This is a genomic window from Janthinobacterium svalbardense (genome assembly GCF_002327145.1).
GTDB classification, from domain to species: Bacteria; Pseudomonadota; Gammaproteobacteria; order Burkholderiales; family Burkholderiaceae_D; genus Janthinobacterium; species Janthinobacterium tructae.
Window position 1 is genome coordinate 3563906 of the sequence record NZ_CP023422.1, and the last position, 24480, is coordinate 3588385.

Here is a 24480-nt window from a genome sequence, read left to right on the forward strand (position 1 = left end):
ACATGCTCCCCACTACCATGAAAGCCGCCGTTGTCGAACAACTGGGCCAGCCCCTGGTGCTGCGCGACGTCCCCGTGCCGGTGCCCGGTCCCGGCCAGATCCTGGTCAAGACGGAAGCTTGCGGCGTGTGCCACACGGACTTGCATGCGGCGCGCGGCGACTGGCCCGTCAAGCCTGCACCGCCGTTCATTCCCGGCCACGAAGGCATCGGCCTGGTGGTCGCCATGGGCACGGGCGTGACCGAAGTACAACTGGGCGACCGGGTCGGCGTGCCCTGGCTCTACTCGGCTTGCGGCCATTGCGAACATTGCCTGGCAGCCTGGGAAACCGTGTGCGCCGAGGCGCAGTTCGGCGGCTACACCAAAAATGGCGGCTTTGCCGAATACATCCTGGCCGACCCGCGCTACGTCGCGCATATTCCGACGGGTCTTTCCGCCGTGCAGGCAGCACCCATCATCTGCGCCGGCGTGACCAGCTACAAGGGCATCAAGGAAACGGGCGCGCGGCCGGGCCAGTGGCTGGCCGTGTCCGGCATCGGCGGCCTGGGCCACCTGGCCATCGAATATGCGGTGGCCATGGGCTTGCGCGTGGCTGCCGTCGACATCGATGAAGGCAAGCTCGAACACGCGCGTGCCCTCGGCGCCGAAGTGACCATCAACGCGCGCCAGGGCGACCCCGTGGCGGCACTGCGCGAAGCGACAGGTGGCGGTGCGCACGGCGTGCTGATCACGGCGCCGTCGATCGATGCCTTCCAACAAGGCGTGGCGATGACGCGCAAGCGCGGCACCTGCGTGCTGGTGGGCTTGCCGCCAGGCGACTTCCCGACGCCGCTGTTCGACGTCGTCGCCAATTGCGTGACGATACGCGGCTCTTTTGTGGGCACGCGCCAGGACATGGCCGAGGCGCTGGCCTTTGCCGCCAACGGCAAGGTCAAGGCCGGCATCGAATTGCAGCCCCTGTCGGCCATCAATGAGATCTTCAGCCGCCTGGAGCATGGCAAGGTGGCCTCGCGCGTGGTGCTCGATTTCAGCGGCAATTGAGTTACGGCTGAGCAGCGCGCCAACTGCGCCGGTGTGTCGTGCGACGGCAATTCCATTTTTGTTGCCATAATTGCATATTATAAAGGACACACCGATGAAAATTTCTCTTGCTTGCTGGCTGGCCTGCGCCGCCCTCGCCTGCTCCGCTCCCGCCAGCGCGGCCGAGCCCGCCGGGTCCGCCTTGCCCGGGCACTATTACCTGCAAGGCGTCATGGAAACGGGCTCCGAACTGCTGCTGAAAAAGGATGGCACGTTCGAATGGATGCTCAGCTATGGCAATACCGACGAGCAAGCCAGCGGCGAGTGGCGCGTTGCCGGCGACACGGTGACCCTGGTGGCGGGCAACGGCGGCAAGGAGCCGCAGTTTCGTGTGTTTGAGGAAGCGGAAATGCGCATCCAGAAACCCGCCGAAGCGGGACTGTGGGTGGCCATAGTCGGCTTCCCCCAAGTGGGGCCGATGGCCGGCGTGGAGGTAAAATTCGAAGCGCACAGCGGCAAGACGGCCACGGCCGTCAGCGTGGCGAATGGCGACGCCATCGTGCGCATGCCGGCGTCGGAACGCTGGGTGCGCGCCGGCTTGCGCCGCCAGGGCTCGAAAGCCGACTATCAATGGCTGGCCGTGCCGCCCGAGCGCGCGCAGCAACGCATCGCCGCCTTCGCCGTCACCGACCCGCAATGGCTGAGAGGCCAGGCATTCCAGAAGCTGGCCTTGCGCGTCGTCAAAGGCGGCCTGAAAGTCGACGCTGCGGACAGCAGCCTGGCCAGGGGTTTGTACGCCAAACCGGCATCGAAGCAGTAGCCTTCAATCCATCTCGTTCCATTTCACAAACGGCACCGCGCAGCCGTGCGCCGTTGACACCCCGCACGGTCTGTCCTATAGTCGCCGGGTTAATAAGAAATGAGAATGAGAATCATGTTCATTAAAGTGAAAAAGTGGCTCGTCTGCTATCCGCTGGTAGCAGCAACCCTGCTGCTGGCCGGTGGCGCGCAGGCGCAAGTGGCCGATCCTGGCGCCGGTGCCAAGCAATTGTGGCAATTGATTGATTATGTGGCCGTCGATTACAGTGGCGCCATCGAGCACGGCAAGGTGGTCAGCGAAGCGGAATATGCGGAAATGCTCGACTTTACCGACAACGCGACGACGCAGATCGCCGCCCTGCCCGCCCACGCTTCGCAGGCGGCCATTGCCGCCGCCATTGCCGACTTGCGCAAAGCCGTCGTCGCCAAGGCCGACGGCGTGGAAGTCAAGCGCCTGGCGCACCACGCGAACGGCTTGCTGATCGCCGCGTATCCGATCCCCGTGGCGCCGAAAGTGCTGCCCAACCTGGCGCGCGGTGCGGCCCTGTATGCGGCCCAGTGCGCTTCTTGCCACGGCGTGGCCGGTGGCGGCGACGGTCCGCTGGCGGCCAGCCTGGAACCGAAACCGATCGCCTTCACGGATGGCGAACGGGCCCAGTCGCGCAGCCTGATGGCGCTGTACCAGGTCATTTCACAAGGCGTGGCGGGCACCTCGATGGCCAGTTTCGGCCAGCTGTCCGAAAACGAGCGCTGGGACCTGGCCTTTTTTGTCGGCGGCATGTCGCACGATGCGGCGGCACGCGCGCACGGCGAAAAGCTGTGGCAGGACGATCCGCGCAGTAAAAAGCTGTACGCGGACCTGGCCGCCGTGACGACCCTGACGCAGGAAGCGGCCGCCGCCAAGCTGGGCGCGGACGAGGCGCATGCGCTGACGGCGTACCTGCGCAGCCATCCCGACAAGGCCGAGGCGCACAAGCCCACGGGCCTGGCCCTGTCGCGCCTGCGCCTGGAAGAAAGCCTGGCCGCCGTGCACGCGGGCGACCGCGCGGGCGCCACGCGCCTGGGCCTGTCGGCCTACCTGGACGGTTTCGAGCCGATCGAGCCGATGGTCGGCGCGCGCAACAAATCGCTGCTGCTGGCCGTGGAAAACGCCATGCTGGCCTACCGTTCCGCCGTTGCCAAGGGCACGGTGGCCGACGCCGAAGCGGCGGGCGAGAAGCTGCAGCAACTATTTACCCACGTGGAAGCGGAGCTGGGCGACGCCAAGGCCGAGCCGATGACGACCTTTATCGGCGCCCTGACGATCTTGCTGCGCGAAGGCGTGGAAGCGCTGCTGATCGTGATCGGCATCATCGCCTTCTTGCGCAAGGCCAAGCGCAACGATGTCATGCCCTACGTGCATGGCGGCTGGATCAGCGCGCTGGTGGCGGGCGGCCTGACATGGGTGGCGGCCACGTATCTGGTGACCATCAGCGGCGCCAGCCGGGAAGTGAGCGAGGGTCTTGGTTCCGTGTTCGCGGCCCTGGTCCTGCTCAGCGTGGGCTTGTGGATGCACCAGAAGAGCAGCGCCGGGCGCTGGCAGGAATACCTGCACGAAAAACTCACGGCGGCGATGAGCAGGCGCTCGGCCTGGGGCCTGTTCGCCCTGGCCTTCATCGCCGTCTACCGCGAAGTCTTTGAAACCGTGCTGTTCTATTCCGCCCTGGCGGCGGATGGCAATGGCGGCGCGCTGCTGGGCGGCTTCCTGGTGGCCATCGTGCTGCTGGTCGTGATCGCCTGGGCCTTGCTGCGCACCAGTGCCCGCATGCCTATCGGCAAGTTCTTCTCGTGGACGTCCGCCTTCGTGGCCGTGCTGGCCGTGATTTTGATGGGCAAAGGCGTGGCCGCGCTGCAAGAAGCGGGCTGGGTCGGCGTCACCCCCGTCGACTTCATGCGCATCGACCTGCTGGGCATTCTGCCCACGGCGGAAACATTGCTGGCGCAGGCCGCCATCCTGGCCATCATCGTCGCCGGCTATGGCTGGAACCGTTACTCGGCAGGCAAGTACAAGCCGGCCTGAGACTGAAACACCGGCATAGGCAGAGCTCACATGGCGCTGCCTACGCCTGGTGGATCGGTGCGAACGACTGGGCAAACAGATCGGGCTCGTAAGCGGCGGCACTGAACAGGTGGCCACAGGATTCGTCGATCGCGGCGCGCAGCCTTGCCTGATCCACGCCCAGCACGACGCTACCGCGTTTGCGCACGCGCCCGCCAATGATGACGGTATCGATATTGCTGCGCTCAGCCGCATGCACGACGGTACCGATGGCGTTATTGACAGGATACAAATTGAGGTCGCCGGTGCGTATCAGCACCAGGTCGGCCTGCTTGCCTGGCCTCAAACTCCCGATACGCTGTTCCAGTCCTGCCACTGCGGCGCCGTCTATCGTGGCGGCCTCGAGCAAGCGGAAGGCATCGGTGGGCGCCGCCGCATGGTGATGTCCATTCAGGCGCTGGCGATGCCCCATGACCCGCTGCAGGTAGAACGCCACGCGCATCTCCATGAACATATCGCCGCTATACGATGTCTCGTTGTCGACACTGAGACCAGGGCGTATGCCGTGCTGGTGCGCCGCCTGCCAGGCGTTCAAGCCATCCTCGATACCGTAGTGGGCATCCGAACGCGGGCATACATTGACGCGCACGCCTGCCTCGCGCAAGATGCGCCAACCCGATTCTGGCAGGCAGGTGCAGTGGTTGAAGATGTTGTCGCTGCCGAGCAGCCCCTGCCGGTGCAGTCCAGCCAGCTCGGCCGCCATGCCAGCGCCAAAAAACTCGGTCACGATGGGAATACCCAGTTTACGGGCGACGACCCACTGCTCCGGTTCCAGCTGCGCCATCATGGCCAGCGTCACCAGGCTGTCGGGATTCGTAAAATACTTGGCCTGCAGGCGCGCCAGGCTGGCTGGCCAATGCGCCTTGTCCCACTCGCCCGACACGGGTGCGCCCGAAGCGTGCACGGCGCGGATGCCCGCATCGAGCAGCGCTTCGACCGCCGCGTCGGAGTGCGCCCCCGTGCGGCTATTGTGCGAGTTGTCGATCACGGTCGTGATGCCGGCATCGATGGCGCCCAGGGCCGTAAGCAGGTTGCCCACGTAGATGTCGCGGGGCCGGTAGTATTTGGCAAACGAGAAATGCGTGGCGTTGCAATAATCCTCGAGCGTTGCCGCATTCGGGTTGATGCGGCGCAGCTGGCCTTCCCAGGCATGGCGGTGAGTATCGACCATGCCGGGAATGGCGATCATCCCTGCGGCATCGATCACTTCGGCGCCGTCGGCTGGCAGATTCTGGCCGATGGCGGCGATGACGCCATCGGCTATCAGGATGTCGCCCTTGGGCAAATTTCCAACCTTGCCATCCATGCTGATGAGTGTGGCGCCTTTGATCAGCATCTTGTGCGGGGCTGGTGCCAGCGGAGCCAGCAATTGAGGAGCTTGTTCATGCATGCTTGATTCCTGCTATAGGTAATGAGTTGCACACAGTCTAGTGCAGGCAAACCTGCGGAAAAAGTAGCGCCGTGTGTTTTCACCATGCAGAAAATCCGAATAATATTGGGTTATAGTGCCGTCTCCCCTACAGCTACGAAGACAAGACATGGACCGCGTACAAGCAATGCAGGTATTCCTTCGCGTGGTCGAGAGCAGGAGTTTCGTGCGCGCGGCGGAGACCCTGGGTTTGCCTGCATCGTCGGTGACCGCCATCATCAAGCGGCTGGAAAAGCATTTGCAGACGCGCCTGCTGAACCGCTCCACCAGAAACCTCAGCCTGACACCGGAAGGCGAGCGTTACTTCCACCGCTGCCGCGAGATCCTCGAGCTGATCGCCGACACCGAAGCGAGCCTGCAAGGTTCCAGCGAGCGTCCGCAAGGACGCTTGCGCGTGGATATGCCTGGCGGCATTGCCCATGCCGTGATCCTGCCGCAGCTGGCGCAATTCCAGCAGCGCTATCCCGATATCTACCTGATGATCGGCGTCAATGACCGCCAGGTGGACTTGATACAGGAAGGCGTCGATTGCGTGATCCGCACCGGCAGCCTGGAAGACTCGACCCTGGTCGCGCGCCGCCTGGGCGAGCTGCGCTGGATCACTTGCGCAGCGCCGTCCTACCTGGCCGAACACGGTGTTCCCGCAACCCTGGAGGATTTGCCGGGACACCGTGCCGTCCACTACTTTTCCACCACCATGCGGCGTGGCAGCGACCTGCATTTCATCGAAGACGGCACCAGCATCGCCGTTCCCCTTCCCGGCACGGTCGCCGTCAACGAGACGGGGCTGTACATCGAGCTGGGCCTGGCCGGCCATGGCTTGATGCAGCTGGCCGAGATCCTGGTGAGCGACCAGTTGCGGACGGGGGCATTCGTCGAGGTGCTGGCAGACAGGCGGCCGGCGCCCGTGCCGGTATCGCTGCTCTACCCGCATCAGCGCTTTCTCTCCCCGGCGATGCGGGCATTTACCGACTGGACGGCAGGGCTGTTCTGAGCTGCCCTGAGCGCCTCGCGTGCACGCTTTTGAAAACCGATATATGATGATCATCATGAAAAATTCACCAAAAAAACCATCGGCGCAAAGCCGCAAGGAAGCCACCCACGAACGCATCGTCGAGGTGGCCACGCGCGCCATCCGCCGCAGCGGCTATGCGGGCACGGGCGTGGCCGACATCATGAAGGAAGCGGGCCTGACGCACGGCGGCTTCTACGCGCACTTCGCCTCGCGCGACGCGCTGCTGGCCGAAGCGGGCGACCGCGCGGGCGCCGAATCGGTGGCGCTGGCGGCCGGGGTGGCCGCCGCCGCCCCGCCGGGCCAGGCGCTGCAGGCCATGCTGGCGGCCTACCTGTCGCCCGAACACATCGCCGCCATCGAGGTGGGCTGCCCTGTCTCGGCGCTGGGTTCGGAAATGCCGCGCCAGGCGCCCGAGGTGCGGCGCGCCGCCACCATTCACATCAAGGAAATGATCGACTTGTTCGCGCGCCAGATGCCCAACTGGGGCCAGCCCGAAGCGCACGCGCAAGCCATGGCGACGGTGTGCGCCATGGTCGGCGCCACCATCCTGGCGCGCGCCGTCGACGAGCCGGCCCTGTCGGACGCCCTGTGCGCGGCCACCCTGGCGCAGTTTCAAGACGCAAACTAACCGCAGCGCCCGAGACCTAGAATCGTCGCGGTTTTTTTTTCAAACAACAATATGACGACCGTCATATTTTGTACTATCAACCACTGAAGGATTGCCATGAAGAACAACAAAATTGCCCTGGTTACCGGCGCCTCGTCCGGCATCGGCGCGGCCACGGCCCAGCGCCTGGCGCAAGCGGGCTACACGGTGTACGGCACCAGCCGCCGCGGTAGCCAGGCGGGCGCACCCGCTTATGCGATGCTGGCCCTCGACGTCACCAGCGATGCGTCTGTCGCTGCGGCCGTGGCCGAGGTGATGCAGCGCGAAGGCCGCATCGACCTGCTGGTGAACAACGCCGGTTTCGGCGTGGCGCCGGCGGGCGCCGAGGAAAGCAGCATGGCGCAGGCGCGCGCCATCTTCGACACGAACTTTTATGGCGTGTTGCGCATGACCCTGGCAGTGCTGCCGCACATGCGGGCCCAGGGCGGCGGACGCATCCTCAATATCGGTTCCGTCGTCGGCTTTTTGCCCATGCCTTATGGCGCGCTGTACTCCGCCACCAAGCACGCCATCGAGGGCTATACGGAATCGCTCGACCATGAAGTGCGCGGCTGGGGCATCCGCGCCAGCGTCATCGAGCCGGCCTATACGAAAACCACGTTCGAAGCCAACCTGCTGGCGCCCGATGCGCCGCTGTCCGCCTACCGGCAAGTGAGCGCGGCCGTCACAAGCCGGCTGCAAGCGCTGATGGCGGGCGCCGATGACCCGGCCATCGTGGCCGACACGGTATTGGCGGCAGCGCAGGCGCGCCAGCCGAAATTGCGCTACACGGCCGGGCCGCTGGCGGCACGCTTGCGCCTGATGCGCCGTTTCATGCCCGCCGCACTGCTGGACGCCGGCTTGCGCAAGGACCTGCGCCTGGCCTGAACGCCAGCATTTCACAGCATCCAGAGAGAACATCATGCAAGCATTGCAACTCAAACAATATGGCGGCCTCGATCATGTGGCGTTTGCCGAACTGCCCCGCCCGACGCCCGGCCCCGGTGAACTGCTGGTGCGGGTGCACGCCGTGGGCCTGAACCCCATCGACAACCTGATTCCCAGGGGCGACTTCAAGCCGATATTGAAACTGCGCTTGCCTGCCACCCTGGGCAGCGACTTGGCCGGCGTGGTGGTGGAAGTCGGCAGCGCCGTCACGCGCTTTCAAGTGGGCGACGCCGTGTATGCGAGTATTTTCGACACGCCATACGGCAGCCTGGCCGAGTTTGCCATCGTGCCCGAGCAGGCAGCCGCGCTGAAACCGGCGAACCTCGATTTCGTGCAGGCGGCGTCGCTACCCATGGTGGGCTTGACGGCGTGGCAAGCCATGCACGAGCGCATGCAGCTGCAGCCGGGCCAGAAAGTGTTCATTCCGGCCGGTTCCGGCGGCATCGGCACGTTTGCCATCCAGCTGGCCAGGCACCTGGGCGCCCGCGTGGGCACGACCACCAGCACGGCGAATGTGGCACTGGTGCGCAGTCTGGGCGCCGACGAGGTGGTCGACTACAAGCGGCAGCCGTTAGAGCAGGTGCTGCGCGATTACGACGCCGTGCTGGGCACGCTGCGCGGCGACGGCCTGGAAAAGGCCTTGCGCATCGTCAAGCCCGGCAGCCGCGTCGTCTCGCTGATCGGCCCGCCGGACGCCGCTTTCGCCCGCGCGCGCGGCATGAACGTGGTGCTGAAGCTGGTATTTGCCCTGCTCAGCCGCAAGATCATCGGCCTGGCGCGGCGGCGCGGCGCCAGTTATGCCTTCCACTTCGTGCGTCCCGACGGCAGCCAGCTGGCGCAGATCGCCGCGCTGCTCGAGGCGGGCAGCATCCGCCCCGTCATCGACCGGGTGTTTCCTTTTCTTGAGGCGAAACAGGCGCTGGCCTACCTGGCGCAAGGGCGCGCGCGCGGCAAGGTGGTGGTGCAGCTGTCCGTTCCCTGAGTCGCCTTTGGAACTGTGACTATGTGTGAGTTTTGCGTTGGCAATTTCCTCCATACTCGTTGTCAAGCCCGTACCTGTTGATACCGGTCAACCTTCATAAAGGTAGCTCATGCGCTTTTTCCCGCAATGCTGCTGGTACGCTATCACCCTCGCGGCCAGCATGGTCCATGCCGCCGAACCGGGCGTGACCGATACGCACATCCGGCTCGGCATGGTCAATGCCCAGACCGGGGCAGCCTCCGGGCTGGGACGGGCCATGCTCGATGGCGCGACGGCCGTTTTCCAGGAAGCAAACCAGCGCGGCGGCATCCACGGCCGCAGCATCGAGCTGGTGGTCGCCGACGATGGCTACGATCCGGACCGGGCCATCAGCGAAACGCTCAGGCTGGTCGAGGAAAAACAGGTATTCGCCCTGTTCGGCAACGTGGGTACCCCCACGACCAACGCCGTCATACCGATCGTTCAGGAAATGAAGGTGCCGCTGGTGGGCGCGTTTACGGGCGCCATGACCTTGCGCCGCCCCGTGGTGCATGAAATCATCAACTTTCGTGCCAGTTATGACGATGAGTCCGATGCCCTGGTGCAGTATTTCGTCAGCCGGGGCATCAAGCGCTTCGGTGTCCTGTACCAGGACGACGGCTTCGGCAATGCCGTGCTCGACGGCACCGTGCGCGCCCTGCAGCGGCGCGGCATGCAACTCGTCGCCAAGGGTGCCTTCCAGCGCGGCACCACGGCTGTCAAGGCGGGACTGGCGGCCCTGATCGGCCACGACTTGCAGGTGGTCATCATGGCCGGCCCCTACACCCCGGTGGCTGCGTTCGTGCGCGAGGCAAGCCAGGCCAAGCTGAAGGCGGCCCTGGCCACGGTGTCCTTTGTCGGCACGGACAGCCTGCTGCAGCTGCTGGGCACGGAGGGCAACAACATCCTGATCTCGCAGGTGGTGCCCCTGCCCGAGGAGCGCACGCTGCCCATCGCCGCCGAATGCGCCGACCTGCTGGCCCGGCATGTGCCAGCGGCCAGGCTGTCGTTTGTGAGTTTCGAGGGCTGCATCTCGGCCACCCTGATGGTGGCGGCGCTGCGCCGCACGGGCGCGGACCTCACGCGCGAACGCCTGATCCTGAGTTTCGAAACCTTCGACCGGCTCGATCTCGGCGGCTTGCAGGTGACGCTGCGACCAGGCGACCACCAGGCATCGACGGCCGTTTTCCTGACCCGCATCGCCGATGGCAGGATCGTCCCGGCCGACCTGGCGCCTGGCGCGAAGTGATGCGCCCCCCCTCCCCTGGAGCATGGCGTGAAAATCAAGACCAAGCTGATCGTCAGTAGCACCGTCCTGCTGGCGGGTGTGGCAGCCATGGCGGCGACCGGCCTGCTGCTGGTGAAGGGCATCGAAACCCATGTGCACGGCTTGACCGACGAGACGGTACCGCTATACACGGACGTGTTGCGCCTGCGCTACACCGTGCAGGATATGGCCTCGGACTTTTTCGAGCTGGGCAAGGCGCAAGACCTGGCGCAGCTGGAGCAGGTGTCGAACAAGATCGTCGCCAATATCCGGACCACCGAGAGCATCAGCGACGATTTGCGGCGCCATGGCCAATTGCAGGCGCCCCGCTACCACGCGGCCTTCGAACGGGAATTCCAGCGCATGCGCGTCGCCGTGCGCACACGCCTGGAAAACGAGGCGTATTACAAGGCGCAGGCAACGGAGATGCGCCAGCTGCTGGCGCAGATCAAGGCGGCCGCCAAGGGTGCGCGCGGCAATATCCGCCTGGTCGACAGCCAGGCCCAGGCCACGGCCGCCGAGGTGCAGCTGCAAAGCCAGCGCCTGAACCAGAACGCCCGCTACCTGACGGATTTGCGCCAGAGCATCTACGACATGCAGATTGCGCTGGCCGAAACGGAGGCCGTGAAGAGCCGTTTCCGCATCGCCCCCTTGCGCGAGCGCCTGGCCGCAGCCGTGGCGCGCCTGGCGGGCACCAGCGAGCGCGACATCAGCCCGTCGCAGCTGACCCTGCGGGCGAAACTGCTGGCCACGGCGCGCCAGCTGCTCGACCCTGGCGCCGGCTTGCTGGCCTCGCGCGCGGGGCTGCTGGCCGAGGGCGGCGCCAGCGCGGCGCAGCAGGCTGCCTATCTTGCTCTCAAGGAGCAAATCAGCACGGCCCTGGCCACCGCCCACCTGCGCCTGGCCGAGGAACTCGATCCCATCGAATTGCACCTGGCGATAGGGCGCGACCGGCTGGCGCAGGCCAGCCGCTACATGCACACCTCGGCCCGCATCGAGGATGCCAGCGGCGAAATCAACCTGGCCGTCGACGCCATCAGCATCGACGTGGGCGAAGTCATGCTCGCCACTGCCGCCGGCGACGTCACGCACCTGGGCCACGATATCGCCCAGCGCATCAGCGCCCTGCACCGCGACATGGCCACCATGCAGACCTTGCTGCAAAGCATAGGCCAGCTGGGCTTGCTGGCCGAAACGCGGACCGTCAACACCTACCTGGACGCGGTGGAACGCTCGGGACAGCGGCTGGTGCAAGCCAAGGGCAGCGTGCTCGACAGCCAGGCGGCGCTCGACGAGGTGATCGATCATGTACGCGCCTTCGAACGCGAACAGGCCGCCTATTCCGCGCAGCAAGTGGCGCGCATCACGGGCCAGCAGCAGGAGGCGGTGGCCAAGGTGCGCGATGGCGTGCGGCGTGCCTTCGTGCTGATCCTCGGCATCGCGCTGGTGCTGCTGCTGGCCTGCGTGGCCATCACAGGCCTGATCAGCGCGTCCATCGCCAGGCCGCTGGCGCGCCTGTCCTACGCCATCGCGCATATCCGCGACGGCAAGGCGCTATCGGTGCGCGTGGCGCAGCACGGCAGCGATGAGCTGGGGCAGCTGATCACGGGCTTCAACGGCATGCTCGAACACGTGGAACAGCGCGACCTGGCGCTCACGCAGGCCAAGGCCGAGGCCGACGCCGCCAACCGCGCCAAATCGGAATTCCTGGCCAAGATGAGCCATGAAATCCGCACGCCGATGAATGGCGTGCTGGGCATGACGGAATTGCTGCAACGCACTGAACTGAGTCCCAAGCAGCAGCGTTTCGTGCACACGGTGCACCGCTCGGGCGAAAGCTTGCTGAGCATCATCGACGACATCCTCGACTTTTCCAAGATCGAGGCGGGCAAGCTGGTGCTCGAACACATCCCCTTCGACCTGCGCCAGATGCTCGACGACGTGGTGGCACTGTTTGCCAACGGCATCCAGCGCAAGGCCATCGAATTTACCTGCCGCATCGCCGCCGACGTGCCGCAGCATGTGCGCGGCGACCCCGTGCGCCTGCGCCAGATCCTCACCAACCTGCTCAATAACGCCACCAAATTCACCGAACGGGGCGAAATTTCCGTCGATGTCAGCTGTCCCGCTGCCGGCCAGCTACGCCTGGAAGTGAGCGACACGGGCATCGGCATGGCGCCGGACGCGGCGGCGGCCGTCTTCCAGCCATTCCGCCAGGCCGACAGCACCACTTCGCGCAAATACGGCGGCACGGGACTGGGCCTGGCCATCATCAAGCAGCTGGTCGAAATGATGGGCGGCAACATCGTGCTCCACTCCGTGGCGGGCCAGGGCTCCAGCTTCGCCGTGAGCGTCGTCGTGGGCAAGGTGGCGCCCGAGGACGCGCCGCTGCTGCCGGCGCCGCGCGTGGCGCTCGATGCCTTGCACGTGCTGATCGTGGACGACAATGCCACCAACCGCAAGATCCTGCTGCAGCACGCCATCGAGTGGCAGATGGCCGCATCCAGCGCCGCCGACGGGGCCGAGGCGCTGGGCCTGCTGCAAGGCGCGCTGCGCGGCGGGCGTCCGTTCGACCTGGCCATCATCGACATGCGCATGCCCGTCATGGATGGCGCCGAACTGGTGCGGGCGATCAAGTCCGACGCCGGCATGGCGGCGCTGAAGATCATCATGCTCAGCTCGCTGGACGCCTCGGCCGAGCTGCGCCAGGTAACGGCGCTGGGCGTGGAATACTGCCTGACCAAGCCCGTGCGGGCGCTGGAATTGCGCCACTGCATCGAAGCCATCGGCGACTGCGGCACGCCGCTGGCACCGCTGGCGCCTGCCCTGCCCGCTCCGCCTGACACCGGGGCCGCAGGCCAGGCGCCGCTGCGCATGCTGCTGGTGGAAGACAATGCGATCAACCAGGAAATCGCCCTGGCGATGCTGGAAGATAGCGGCTACGACCCCACGCCGGCCGACAACGGGCGGCGTGCGCTGGCCCTGTGGGAGCGCTACCCGTTCGATGTGATCCTGATGGATTGCCAGATGCCGGAAATGGACGGCTTCGAAGCGACGCGGCGCTTGCGCCGCATGGAAGCCCAGCAAGGCCGTGACCGCACGCCCATCATCGCCCTGACGGCCAATGCCATCCTGGGCGACCGCGAACTGTGCCTGGACGCGGGCATGGACGACTACCTCGCCAAACCGTATACGCGCGCCGCCCTGCTGGCCGTGCTGGCACGCTGGCGCCCGGCGTCCGCCGCACCAAAGGCAGCGCAGACGCCGGCAGTGACGCCGCAGGCTGTCCAGGAGGCGCCGGCCGAAGCGGCTGCCATCCTCGACGCGGCCGCCCTGCAAAACCTGCGCGCCATGCGCCGTCCCGGCCGCCCCGATGTGCTGGGCCGCATCATCGACCTGTTCTACAGCGACGCCCCGCGCCTGCTGGGCCAGCTGGAAGTGGCGGCCGGGGCCAGCGACGCTGCGGCCCTGCAACTGGCCGCGCATACGCTCAAGTCCAGCTGCGCCAACGTGGGCGCGCTGGGCTTGTCGGCCACGTGCCATGAAATCGAACAATACGCGCGCAGCAATGACGTCGGCAGCACGCTCAGCCATATCCGCGGCATCCAGCAAGAACTCGACCGTGTTCTCGCCGCCCTGGCCATTGAAAAGGAAGCCATATGAATACCGCACTGCCCCCGCAAGCACTGGTCCTGGTGGTCGATGACGACACCATGACGCGCATCCTGGTAACGGAAGCGCTGGAGCCGGAAGGCTTCCGCATCGAGGAAGCGGCCAGCGGCCTGGAAGCGCTGGCCGCTTTCCAGCGTGGCGTGCCCGACCTGATCCTGCTCGACGTCGCCATGCCCGGCATGAGCGGCTTCGAATGCTGCGCACAGCTGCGCCTTCTGCCCGGCGGTGCGCACGTGCCCATCGTCGTTCTTACCGGCAACGATGACGATGACTCCATCAAGCAGGCGCTGGAAGCGGGCGCCAGCGATTTCATCTCGAAACCGATGCAATGGCGTTTGCTGGCGCACCGGCTGCGCTACCTGCTGCGCGCCAGCAGCGCACTGACCGAGCTGAACCGTATCCAGGAAAGCCTCAGCCACGCGCAGGCGCTGGCCCGCCTCGGCAACTGGGAATACCGGCTTGCCGATGGCGACGGCTACTGGTCGCCGGAACTGCTGCGCATCCTGGGCCTCGATGCCGATTCCGGCCCCACCAGCTTCGAACGCCTGCTGCAGTGCCTGCCCGAAGACCAGCGGCCCTTGCTGCTAGAGGCCTTCATGGAACTGCATGCCAGCGGCACCGGCTACAGCCTGGAACACCGGGTGCAGCAGCAGGATGGCGGCGAGCGTATCGTCTTCCACCAGGCCGAGGCCGTGCGCGAAGGCCGCCAGGTACTGCTGATGCGCGGTACGATGCAGGACATCACGGAACGCAAGCGGCAGGAATTGCGCATCGAGTACCTGGCCAACCACGATGCGCTGACGGATCTGCCCAACCGCCAGTTGCTGAACGACCGCATCGGCCAGGCCATCGTCCACGCCCGCCGCAGCGGCCTGTACCTGGCCACCCTGATGCTGGACCTCGACCGTTTCAAGTTCGTCAACGACAGCTACGGCCACCCGGTCGGCGATGCGCTGCTGCAGGAAGTGGCGCGGCGGCTGCAGCACGCGGTGCGCGAAGGCGACACCGTGGCCCGCCAGGGCGGCGACGAATTCGTCATCCTGCTGACGGACTTGCCCGATAGCGACACGGCCGAGGACATCGCCAAAAAGGTGCTGGCGGTGTTCGCCGAGCCCTTTTCGCTGGGCGAGCATACCTTGCATGTCAGCACCAGTATCGGCGCCAGCGTGTTTCCCGCCGATGGCGACAGCGGCGACACGCTGCTCAAGACGGCCGATGCGGCCCTTTACAGCGCCAAGGACAAGGGCCGCAACGCTTACCAGTTCTACAACCACAAGATGGGCGTGCTGGTGGAAGAGCGGGCCGAGATCGAGCACGCCTTGCACCAGGCGCTGGCGCAGGGCGAGCTGGAATTGCACTACCAGCCCAAGGTCAACCTTGTCAGTGGAAAAATCTATGGCATGGAAGCGCTGCTGCGCTGGCGCCGGCCCGGCATCGGCCTGGTGCCACCGGACCGCTTCATTCCCCTGGCAGAGGAAACGGGCATGATCATTGCCATCGGCGAATGGGTGCTGCGCACGGCCTGCGCGCAGCTGGGTGTCTGGCATGCCTACGGCTTTGCGCACCTGACGATGGCCGTCAACGTCTCGGCGCGCCAGTTCCGCCAGGTCGACATGCCGCAGCTGGTGCGCGCAGTGCTGGCCGACTGCGGCGTGCCGGCCCACTGCCTGGAACTGGAGCTGACGGAGAGCGTGCTGATGCAAAACCGCGACCTGGTGGTGCGGGCGCTGGAACAGTTGAAGGAAATCGGCGTCACCCTGGCGCTGGACGACTTCGGCACCGGCTATTCCAGCTTGTCCTATCTCAAGCAATTCCCCATCGACGTGGTGAAGATCGATCAATCGTTCATCCACGACGTGACCGACAGCGTGGACGGCGCTTCGCTGACCCGCTCCATCATCGCCATGGCCAAGTCGCTGCACCTGGCCACGGTGGCCGAGGGCGTGGAAACAGAGGGACAATTGGGGTTTCTCAATACCAATCACTGCGACGCCATGCAAGGCTATTACTTCAGCCGCCCCCTGCCCGGCGCCGAGATGGATCTGATGTTGTATGCCGGCACCCGTTTGCCGCCCGAGAGCTGCCATGCCGTGGCGCCACAGCGCGTGCTGCTGCTGGTAGACGACGAGGAGCATATCCTCTCTGCCCTGCGCCGTTCGCTGCGCAAGGAGGGTTACCAGATACTCAGCACCACCAATGCGCAGGAAGCGCTGGAACTGGTAGCCTCCCACGCGGTGGGCGTGATCCTCACGGATGCGCGCATGCCGGGCATGTCCGGCAACGAACTATTGCGCCGCATCAAGGGCATCTATCCCGAGATCGTGCGCGTGATGCTGTCCGGCTATCCTGAGCTGCATTCGGTCACGGCGGCCATCAACGAAGGCTCGGTGTACAAGTTCATCACCAAGCCGTGGGACGAAACCCTGCTGAAAGACCACTTGCTGGAAGCCTTCCTGCGTTTCGAATCGGGCGTGCAACGGCCGCCACGAGGTCCCCATGGGATCGAGATCAGCAACCGTGCGGCCTAGCCGGCCTTGCCACTTACCAGTAACCAAGCACCTTCCACCACGTCGTGCCGACGACGGCAAAGATCAGCAGTTCCACCACGCACATGATGAAGCCGACCCGCCACCAGTTACCCATCGTCACGAAACCGCTGCCGAAGATGATGGGTGAAGTGCCCGTGGCGTAGTGGGTCAGGGTCATCATGATGGCCGAGCCAGCCGTCATCATCAGCATGAACGGCACGTGGTACTCGGCGGGAATCAGGTGCAGGCCCACCGTCAGGAAGGCCAGCAGCATGGCGCTGATGTGGGCCGTCGTGCTGGCAAAGAAGTAATGCGAGAAGACAAACACCAGCACCAGCACGCCGGCGATTGGCAGCCAGTCCATGCCGCTGGCGACGATGGCCGCCTTCATGCCGGCCGAGAACCAGGCGATCACGCCCGTCTTGTTCAACTGCTCGGCCATCATGACCAGCGCGCCGAACCACACCAGAGTATCCCAGGCGCTCTTTTCCGACAGCACGTCGTCCCAGTCGATGGTGCCGGTAATGATCAGCACGAACAAGCCGACGAAGGCAACCACCGTCGCATCGAGCGAAAACGCGGGGCCGAACAGCATGGCGGGCACATTGGCCCACAGCAACAGCAGCAGGGCGAAGGTGCCCAGCATGACTTTTTCCGACGGCGACAGCGGACCCATGCTTTTCAATTCCGCCTTGGCGTAGGTGACGGCGTCCGGCGTGGCTTTCAGTTCCGGCGGCGACAGCCAGTAGATAATCAGGGGCATCACCAGCAGGCAGACCAGGCCCGGCAGCAGCATGCACAGGGCCCAGGTGGTCCACGTCAGGTGGAAACTCTGGCCGCTGGCCTTGGCGACGAAATCGACCACCAGCGGATTGGGCGCCGTGGCCGTGAGGAACATGGCCGACGTAATCGGGTTGGCGTGGTAGTTGACGAGGGCCAGATACGTGCCCACTTTACCTTCCGTGCCCTTGGCAGGGTCCGAATCGAAGGCGTTGGCAATCGATTTCATGACGGGGTGGACGATGCCGCCGCCGCGCGCGGTGTTACTCGGCGTAAATGGCGCCAGCACCAGTTCGCAAATCGCCAGGCCATAGCCGATGCCCATGGTGCGCTTGCCCAGCAGGGAGATGAACAGCAGGCCGATGCGGCTGCCCAGCCCCGTCTTTTTCAGGCCGCGCGATATCAAAATCGCCACGACGATCAGCCAGATCAGGGGATTCGAAAAACTGCTGAGCGCATCCGTGATGGCGCCCTTGGACGAGGTCGACGTCACTTGCGACAAGGACACGATGACGATGGCCATCATGGCCATCACGCCGATCGGCATGACTTTTAATATGATCGCCAAAATCGTGGTGAGGAAGATCGCCACCAGGCCCCAGGCCTTCGGCGTCAAGCCGTCGGGCGCCGGCAGCAATAGCATGCTCACCAGCAAGGCCGTGCAAATCAGGGCGGGGACGAGGCGGAATGGGACGGCTTCCTTGAAATGCAGGAACATGTCGCGCACTGTTTTATACATAGGTTTTCCTTTACTGGACAGGCATCCTGGCGGGCAGTGGCGCCCGCGTGGATTGGGGATAGTTCTTTTTAGCAACATCATACAACCTCATACGCCTGTGCCCTGCTCCATTACGCCAGCGCGGGCCGGTCAATTCCCGAATCGTTGACCTGCGCGGCATCACATGGCCGGAATATATTCGCAGCAAGTGACAATAGGTGACTTTTTTGTTAATTTTTCTCTGTATCTTTCCCGGTAGCTGCCGCCAGATATGCCACCAGGATTGCCAACCTTTTAGGGGAAAACTTGATGAATAGCACGGAACAGTACTCGATACACCCATCGATCGGCATTGCCCGCGTGGGCAACAGCCATGATTCGTTCTACCTGGCGCCGGAAGCGATCGGCGGGCTGCCGACGGAAGCGGACGGCAACAACGATCCGCAACTGGTCGATGGCAAGCCGGTCCCCGTGACCCAATTCAAGGATGCGGCCGGCCGCGTGCGGCGCCAGGCCGCCAGCTTCCGCATTTACAAGTCGGTGGCTGGCCGTCCCGGCGAAAAAGTCCTGGTCGACCTGCAAGACCCGAGCATTGCCAAGATCGAGTGGACAGTGCACGTGGCGAACAAGAAGGCAGCGTGGTGGAACTTCATTCCCCTGCTGGGCGACCTGATGTTTGGCCCGTACAACAGCTATGAAACCTGGGAAAACACCCCGCCAGCCTGGAATCTGACGCCCACGTCCTGGACCAATCTGCGCAATGGCGATGTGACGGGCGAGGCGGCCCGGCAAAAACTGATCGTCGACCCGGGACCGCGCACGCTGGACGCGCCGCTGGGCAAGGCCCATTTCGACAAGGATGGCGCCGGTTCCTATGCACACGTGTCCTTCCCCGATCCGCAGGCCATCACGCAAGGCTATCCCGTGCGTACCCTCGGTGAAATGCGCACGGATTCGCGCGGCAACCTGCTGGTGATCGGCGCCTATGGCCGCGCCGGCGGTGCCGAAAGCATCACGGGCTTTGGCGGTGGCGACACGTGGAATGACGACGTCGCCGATGGCCCCATCAGCGCCACCATCCATTTCAAGGATGGCAGCCCGTCCGTGGAACTGACAGCGTGGGTCGTCATCGGCTCGCCGAAGTTCGCGCCCGAGCTGGTGAACATTTCCACCTGGGATGACGTCGTGGCTGACATGGCCATCAAATACAAGAACGCGCTGCCCGAGGCCTACGACACGGCCCGCTGGAGCGGCAGCGATGGCTGGAACCCCGACTATGTCGTCAATTACGCGCAAGACATCCAGCCATTCCTTGCCCGGATAGGTGATTACCAGTGGGTGGCGACGGTGCCCTCGATGACGGCCTTCATCCGCCCCAACTTCGACGTGGCCGATGCATCGGAAGCGAACCGGCCGCAGCGCGAAAAATTCTTCAGTTACTTCAGGAAGCCGTCGGCCATCCGCCCCGGCACGCAGGAACAGGTGCCGGGATTCACGGGCGGCCAGGGCGGCCAATTGTTCAGTGAAGCCAGCACGGAGAACCCCGGCGCGGGCATACCGCTGGTGCCCCTGAATTCGGGCAGCAATTCCGTGCGCAACAACGTCATCAGCAAGTTTTCCGTGCTGACGGATACGCAATATTTTGCTTTGCAGCAATGGGCTGCCGGCAAATTCGCCGCCGATGCGCCGGGCCTGGCCTTGCCGGGCATCGACCCGCTCGATCAGGCGGCCATCGGCAATTGCGTGGGCGAACCCATGTGCCCGGGCATCGAAGTGACGTGGAGCGTGCGCAATCCCATCATCTACGAGAAAGCGTACGCCATCCTGCACCGCGTGGATGCCGACTACGCAAAAAACGGCCTGTCGGCGGGCCGCGACGAGTGCGAACCGCTGGACTGGAACGACCCGACCGTCGGCACCGGCTGCGAACCGGGCGACCTGACCAAGCGCATGGCCATCCCGTGGCAGGCCGACTTCTATGACTGCTCCGTGCAGATGATCAACTTCGATAATCCGGACCTGGTCAAGAATCCCGACACGCTCATCCCCGTGCCGCCCACCTACTACGCCTACTGGTGGCCGCCGCAAAGCCCGTGGAACGTGATCAATGGCGCCACCACCAAGGAAGAACAGGCGCTCGCGGGCGTGCCGGCCGGCATGCAGGTGATGTACAGCCGCGGCATGAACAGTTTTTCGCAGATGATCAGCTCCTGGCACTACCTGGGTTTCATCGTGAACCAGAACCAGGATGCCGAGTCAGGCCGCCAGTACCCGTATTTTGTCGAGAAAGAGCGCAATCACGCCAAGTTCGTGGCCGCCAGTGTCGGTGTCGGCAATGCCAGCAGTTTCATCACGGGCGACGATTCGAACTACCTGCCCGCGTGGTTCCTCAAGGACGAGGATCCGCAGACGGCGCCCGAGAAGGCATCGCAGCTGTTTGCCACCGGCGGCGCGCAAGTGGCCGTGCATGACACGCCGAAGAAAATCCAGCCGGCCAACCGGCGCCGGTTTTCCCATTGAGTGTCGCGCCAGGCATGTCGTCATCGCGCGACTACGACGTCGTCATTGTCGGCGGTGGTGCCGCCGGCACTGCCGCCGCCCTGACCCTGGCCCGCTACACGGGCTTGCGCGTCGCCTTGCTGGAAAAACAGCTGTTCGACGATTACCGGGCTGGCGAAACGGTATCGTCGTCCCTCTTTTCGATGCTCGATTTTCTGGGCGTTGGGCGCGACCTGCTGGACGGCGCCCAGCTGCCCGCGTTTTCCCACGCGGCCGCGTGGGGCAGCGCCGAGCTGATGTCGCGCGACGCCGTCTTCAGCAGCCACGGCCACGGCTTGCACCTGGACCGCAGGCGGTATGACGCCATCCTGCTTGAGCAGGCGCGGCTGGCGGGCGTGGCACTGCTGCGTCCCGCGCAACTGGTGCAGCTCGAACACGGCGACCCGTGGCGTCTGCGCGTGGCGAGTGAGGGGCAGGAAACGGACCTGACGGCCCGCTACCTGATCGATTGCAGCGGCAAGCAGGCGGCCATCGTGCGCCAGCGCAAACGCCCGATCCACACGGAAGACTCGCTGGTGGCGCTGTACGCCTATTATCAGCTGGCAGAGCCGCAATTCCTGCCGCACCGCACACTGGTGGAAACGACGCGGCACGGCTGGTATTACGCGGCGCCCCTGCCGGGCGAGCGCGTGGCGCTGGCCTTCATCACGGATGCCGACATCCTCAAGCGCCTGCGGTTGAAGGAGCCGGCGCCCTGGCGCGAGGCCGCCGCGGACACCTCGCACGTGCGCGATATCGTGGCGCGCCTGCCAGCGCCAAGCGCCCTGCGCCACTACGCCATCCACAGCCGGGTGGCGTCGCTGCCGGCCGATGAAAACTGGACGGCGGCGGGCGACGCGGCCGCCTGCTTCGACCCGATCTCCTCGCTGGGCATCGGCCAGGCCATGGCGTCAGGCATCCATGCGGCGCGCGTGGCGGAGGCGTTCTTGGCCGGCGAGCGGGACATGGCCGCAGGCTACCGGCGCAGTGTCTTCGCCGCGTTTGAAACCTATCTGCAGATGCGGCGCGGCTTCTACGGCGCCGAGCAGCGCTGGCGCGATGCTCCGTTCTGGCAGCGCCGGGCCACGTCCTGACGCCGCCGGCAAAAAACTGAGCCAGGTCAAGAGTCCGCATGCCCACAGCCCGTTTCCGGGCGAATTTCAGCCCCGCCTTGCCATTCGCACTATAATGTCGGCACCGCATGCGGCAGCAATGGCGGCGATAGACGGTAACAATTTCGTGTGGACGCCAGTACAATAGCGTCTGGGCCTACACAGGGTTTCACTTTTGCCAGCAGTTGCCAGCAACTAACCATTTTTTTGACCAGCCAACAAATACTATGAGTTCGATGAATGAAGAGCGCGTTTTAAGCGTGCACCACTGGACGGATACCCTGTTCTCCTTTACCACCACGCGCGACCCGTCGCTGCGTTTCTCGAATGGCCATTTCACCATGATCGGCCTGCGCGTCGATGGCAAGCCATTGCTGCGCGCCTACAGTATCGCCAGCGCGAATTACGAAGAGCACCTGGAATTTTTCAGCATCAAGGTGCCGGGCGGTCCATTGACGTCGCGTTTGCAACACTTGCAAGTGGGCGACACCGTCATCGTCGGCCGCAAGCCGACGGGCACCCTGGTGTCCGACTACCTGCTGCCAGGCAAGCGCCTGTACATGCTGTCGACGGGCACGGGCCTGGCGCCATTCCTCAGCATCGTGCGCGATCCGGACATCTACGAGCGCTTCGACCAGCTGATCCTCGTGCACGGCGTGCGCCAGGTCGACGAACTGGCCTACCGCGAGCTGCTGGAAGAGCACCTGCCGAAGCATGAATTCCTGGGCGAAATGGTCAGCGACAAGCTGCGCTACTACCCGACCGTCACGCGCGAAGATTTCCGCAACATGGGTCGCATCACGGCACTGATCGAGAACGGCAAACTGGCCGCAGACCTGGGCTTGCCAGAGCTGAACCCGGCCGAAGACCGCGTCATGATCTGCGGCAGCTCGGACATGCTGCGCGACCTGAAGGAAATGCTGGAAGCGCGTGGCTTCAAGGAAGGCAATACCTCGACGCCTGGCGACTTCGTCGTCGAGCGCGCGTTCGCCGAGAAGTAATCCACCGTGTTCTCCAGGGCCCGGTCCCGCCGCAGCTTGCGGCGGGACCGGGCCTTTTTCGTTGGCGGCTCAGCGCACCAGCGCCGGCGTGCCGCGCTGGTATTGCAATCCATTCATGAAGCGCTGCACGGGCTGAAAGGCGCCGCTGAGGATATCGTCATGCGCCGCGTAATAGCGCGTCTCGATCTTCAGCAAGCCCAGCACGGTCGCATCGAGCTTGTCCGTCTGGTACGGGCGGCTTTCCAGCGCCGCGCGCGCGGCCCCCGATTGCGGCGCTTGCTGGTTGTTCCAGATCAACATGGGAATTTCATAGCCGCTCTTGTCGGAGGCGGAATGGCCCGCGTGATTGCGGCTGTAGCCCACTTCCTGGCCATGGTCGGAGACAAACAGCAGCGAGGCGGCGCGCCCGGCCTTGGCTGTGTCGGCCATGCCGATCAGGGTACCCAGCACATAATCGCCATAGCGGATGGCGTTATCGTACTCATCGCGCTGGTGGCGTATCCAGCTGGACCTGCCCTGGCTGGCCATCTGCGCACTAACGGCGTCCTGCGCCTGGTCGAAATGCGCAAAACGGCTGGGATAGCGCATGTCATAGCTGGGATGGGCGCCCAGCAAATGCACGACGATGAGTTTTTTCGGCGCGCTATCGGCCAGCGCGTGGGCGAACGGCTGGAACAGGTTGCCGTCGAAATTGTTTTCGCCGCGGCCAGTACCGTAGTTGATGAAGTCGCTTTCATCGGCCTGGCCCGCCAGCAAGCCGATCCAGCCGTCGTTGCGCGTCTGGTTCGAGACCCAGAACGTCTTGTAGCCGGCCGCCTCGGCCAGCATCAGCAAATTCGGCTTGGACATCCACGCATCAGGGTTGCCGATATCGGCCGGCGTGAGCATCGTCATCATCGATTCCACCGTGCTGGACGCGGGCGAAATCACATCATTGAACACCAGCAGTTTTGCACGCATGGCATCGAGCCGGGGCGTGGTGGCGCGCGGGTAGCCATACAGCGACATCGAGGCGCGATTGGTGCTCTCGCCGATCACCAGGATGACGGTGCGCGCATCCTCGCCCGCATAGCGCACATGCCAGTCGCCCGGCGCGGCCATGGCCGCCGTCAGCGCCTGCTGCATGGATTTCATCGCTTCCAGCTGCGCGCTGTACTGCTGGTAGCGCAGCGGCCAGAACAGGGCCGGATTTTCGCGCCGCATGGTGTTGTTGACGTGCAGCAGCACAAGAAAGACGGCCATGCTGACGGCAAAGCATTTTTGCGCCAGGCCCGGCTCGCTGTTGGCGCGCGCCGCTTGCCGGCGCAACAGCTGGCGGTCGGCCAGCAGCACGGCCGCCGTCACGAGGACAAACCAGCCCGCCGATTGCACCAGCGCGACGCCGTTGTGCAGGAAAAATTCTCCCGTTTCTGCTTGATCTGTCGCAAACATGGCCTGTAAAACGGCATTCGGATTCGGCCGCATGCCAAAATAGCCACGCAAGAAGCCCTTGATGGCGGCGTCGAGGTAAAACACGGGCAGCACGATGCGCAGCAGCACGGTGACCGCGCTGGCGCTGGAACTACCACGCCACGCATGCAGCATGCCGCCCACGCCCAGCAGGAAGGCCGCCAGCAAGACGCACAATTTCAGGCATTCGTTCGCGCTTAACTGATCGAAGAGGAAGAACAGCAGCAGGCCAGCAATGCTGAACAGGACACGGCAAAACAGAATCAGCATGGAGGCGACACAAAGTAAGCATTGAACAGGGGCAAGCCCGCGCGAACGGGCCAGCGATTGTAGCGTAGTCCCTTGCTGTTTGTACCATCATTTCACGCGTGCTCCTGACAGAAATTGTCAGTACTTTTTATTATACTTTCGGCACCAGCAGGCTAGCCAGCCTGTAACATT

The 24480-nt window shown here is 64.5% G+C and carries 16 protein-coding genes; 13 read left to right on the forward strand and 3 right to left on the reverse strand.

Annotated elements, in window-relative coordinates; all coding sequences use genetic code 11:
* The first annotated feature begins 2 nt into the window (after positions 1–2).
* The 3 genes from CNX70_RS15760 (at position 3) to CNX70_RS15770 (ending at position 3897) form a co-directional block, all read left to right on the forward strand.
* On the forward strand, positions 3–1040 hold the full coding sequence (locus tag CNX70_RS15760) for a zinc-dependent alcohol dehydrogenase (RefSeq protein WP_244198814.1): 1038 nt from the start codon (positions 3–5) through the stop codon (positions 1038–1040).
* A gap of 94 nt (positions 1041–1134) precedes the next feature.
* Positions 1135–1839, forward strand: a complete 705-nt coding sequence (locus CNX70_RS15765) for a hypothetical protein (RefSeq protein WP_096235468.1) — start codon at positions 1135–1137, stop codon at positions 1837–1839.
* A gap of 114 nt (positions 1840–1953) precedes the next feature.
* Positions 1954–3897 carry a cytochrome c/FTR1 family iron permease gene (locus tag CNX70_RS15770; RefSeq protein ID WP_208624426.1) on the forward strand — a complete coding sequence of 648 codons (1944 nt, stop codon included), beginning with the start codon at positions 1954–1956 and terminating at the stop codon, positions 3895–3897.
* A gap of 40 nt (positions 3898–3937) precedes the next feature.
* On the opposite strand, the gene CNX70_RS15775 is transcribed toward CNX70_RS15770, so the two are convergent.
* The gene (locus tag CNX70_RS15775) at positions 3938–5326 is read right to left on the reverse strand and encodes an amidohydrolase family protein (RefSeq protein ID WP_096235470.1); all 1389 of its coding nucleotides are present in this window, start codon (positions 5324–5326) and stop codon (positions 3938–3940) included.
* A 148-nt stretch (positions 5327–5474) separates the two neighbouring features.
* On the opposite strand from CNX70_RS15775, the gene CNX70_RS15780 reads away from it, so the two are divergent.
* The 7 genes from CNX70_RS15780 to CNX70_RS15810 all read left to right on the forward strand — a co-directional run bounded on the left by CNX70_RS15780 (position 5475) and on the right by CNX70_RS15810 (position 16441).
* Entirely contained in the window at positions 5475–6359 is an 885-nt protein-coding gene (locus tag CNX70_RS15780) for a LysR family transcriptional regulator (RefSeq protein WP_096235471.1), read from the forward strand.
* Positions 6360–6402: 43 nt separating this feature from the next.
* A complete protein-coding gene (locus CNX70_RS15785; protein ID WP_425269188.1) occupies positions 6403–7008 on the forward strand; it encodes a TetR/AcrR family transcriptional regulator in 606 nt (201 codons plus the stop codon).
* Positions 7009–7104: 96 nt separating this feature from the next.
* Entirely contained in the window at positions 7105–7914 is an 810-nt protein-coding gene (locus CNX70_RS15790; protein WP_096235472.1) for an oxidoreductase, read from the forward strand.
* Positions 7915–7948: 34 nt separating this feature from the next.
* Entirely contained in the window at positions 7949–8956 is a 1008-nt protein-coding gene (locus tag CNX70_RS15795) for an NADP-dependent oxidoreductase (RefSeq protein WP_096235473.1), read from the forward strand.
* Positions 8957–9065: 109 nt separating this feature from the next.
* Positions 9066–10223 carry an ABC transporter substrate-binding protein gene (locus CNX70_RS15800; RefSeq protein WP_244198815.1) on the forward strand — a complete coding sequence of 386 codons (1158 nt, stop codon included), beginning with the start codon at positions 9066–9068 and terminating at the stop codon, positions 10221–10223.
* A 27-nt stretch (positions 10224–10250) separates the two neighbouring features.
* Positions 10251–13904 (forward strand): response regulator, encoded by a 3654-nt coding sequence (locus CNX70_RS15805; RefSeq protein WP_096235474.1) that lies wholly within the window; start codon positions 10251–10253, stop codon positions 13902–13904.
* On the forward strand, positions 13901–16441 hold the full coding sequence (locus tag CNX70_RS15810) for an EAL domain-containing protein (protein ID WP_096235475.1): 2541 nt from the start codon (positions 13901–13903) through the stop codon (positions 16439–16441). The genes CNX70_RS15805 and CNX70_RS15810 overlap by 4 nt, the downstream gene beginning before the upstream one ends.
* A 13-nt stretch (positions 16442–16454) precedes the next feature.
* On the opposite strand, the gene CNX70_RS15815 is transcribed toward CNX70_RS15810, so the two are convergent.
* Entirely contained in the window at positions 16455–17960 is a 1506-nt protein-coding gene (locus CNX70_RS15815; RefSeq protein WP_096235476.1) for an anion permease, read from the reverse strand.
* 288 nt (positions 17961–18248) lie between these two features.
* On the opposite strand from CNX70_RS15815, the gene lodA reads away from it, so the two are divergent.
* The 3 genes from lodA (at position 18249) to CNX70_RS15830 (ending at position 22590) form a co-directional block, all read left to right on the forward strand.
* A complete protein-coding gene (gene lodA / locus CNX70_RS15820; protein WP_096235477.1) occupies positions 18249–20459 on the forward strand; it encodes a CTQ-dependent lysine 6-oxidase LodA in 2211 nt (736 codons plus the stop codon).
* A 14-nt stretch (positions 20460–20473) separates the two neighbouring features.
* Entirely contained in the window at positions 20474–21571 is a 1098-nt protein-coding gene (locus tag CNX70_RS15825) for an FAD-dependent oxidoreductase (protein WP_096235478.1), read from the forward strand.
* A 245-nt stretch (positions 21572–21816) separates the two neighbouring features.
* Positions 21817–22590 carry a ferredoxin--NADP reductase gene (locus tag CNX70_RS15830; RefSeq protein ID WP_096235479.1) on the forward strand — a complete coding sequence of 258 codons (774 nt, stop codon included), beginning with the start codon at positions 21817–21819 and terminating at the stop codon, positions 22588–22590.
* A gap of 69 nt (positions 22591–22659) precedes the next feature.
* Here CNX70_RS15830 and CNX70_RS15835 read toward each other — a convergent pair whose 3' ends face one another.
* Positions 22660–24309 (reverse strand): phosphoethanolamine transferase, encoded by a 1650-nt coding sequence (locus CNX70_RS15835; protein ID WP_096235480.1) that lies wholly within the window; start codon positions 24307–24309, stop codon positions 22660–22662.
* Between the last annotated feature and the right edge of the window lie 171 nt (positions 24310–24480).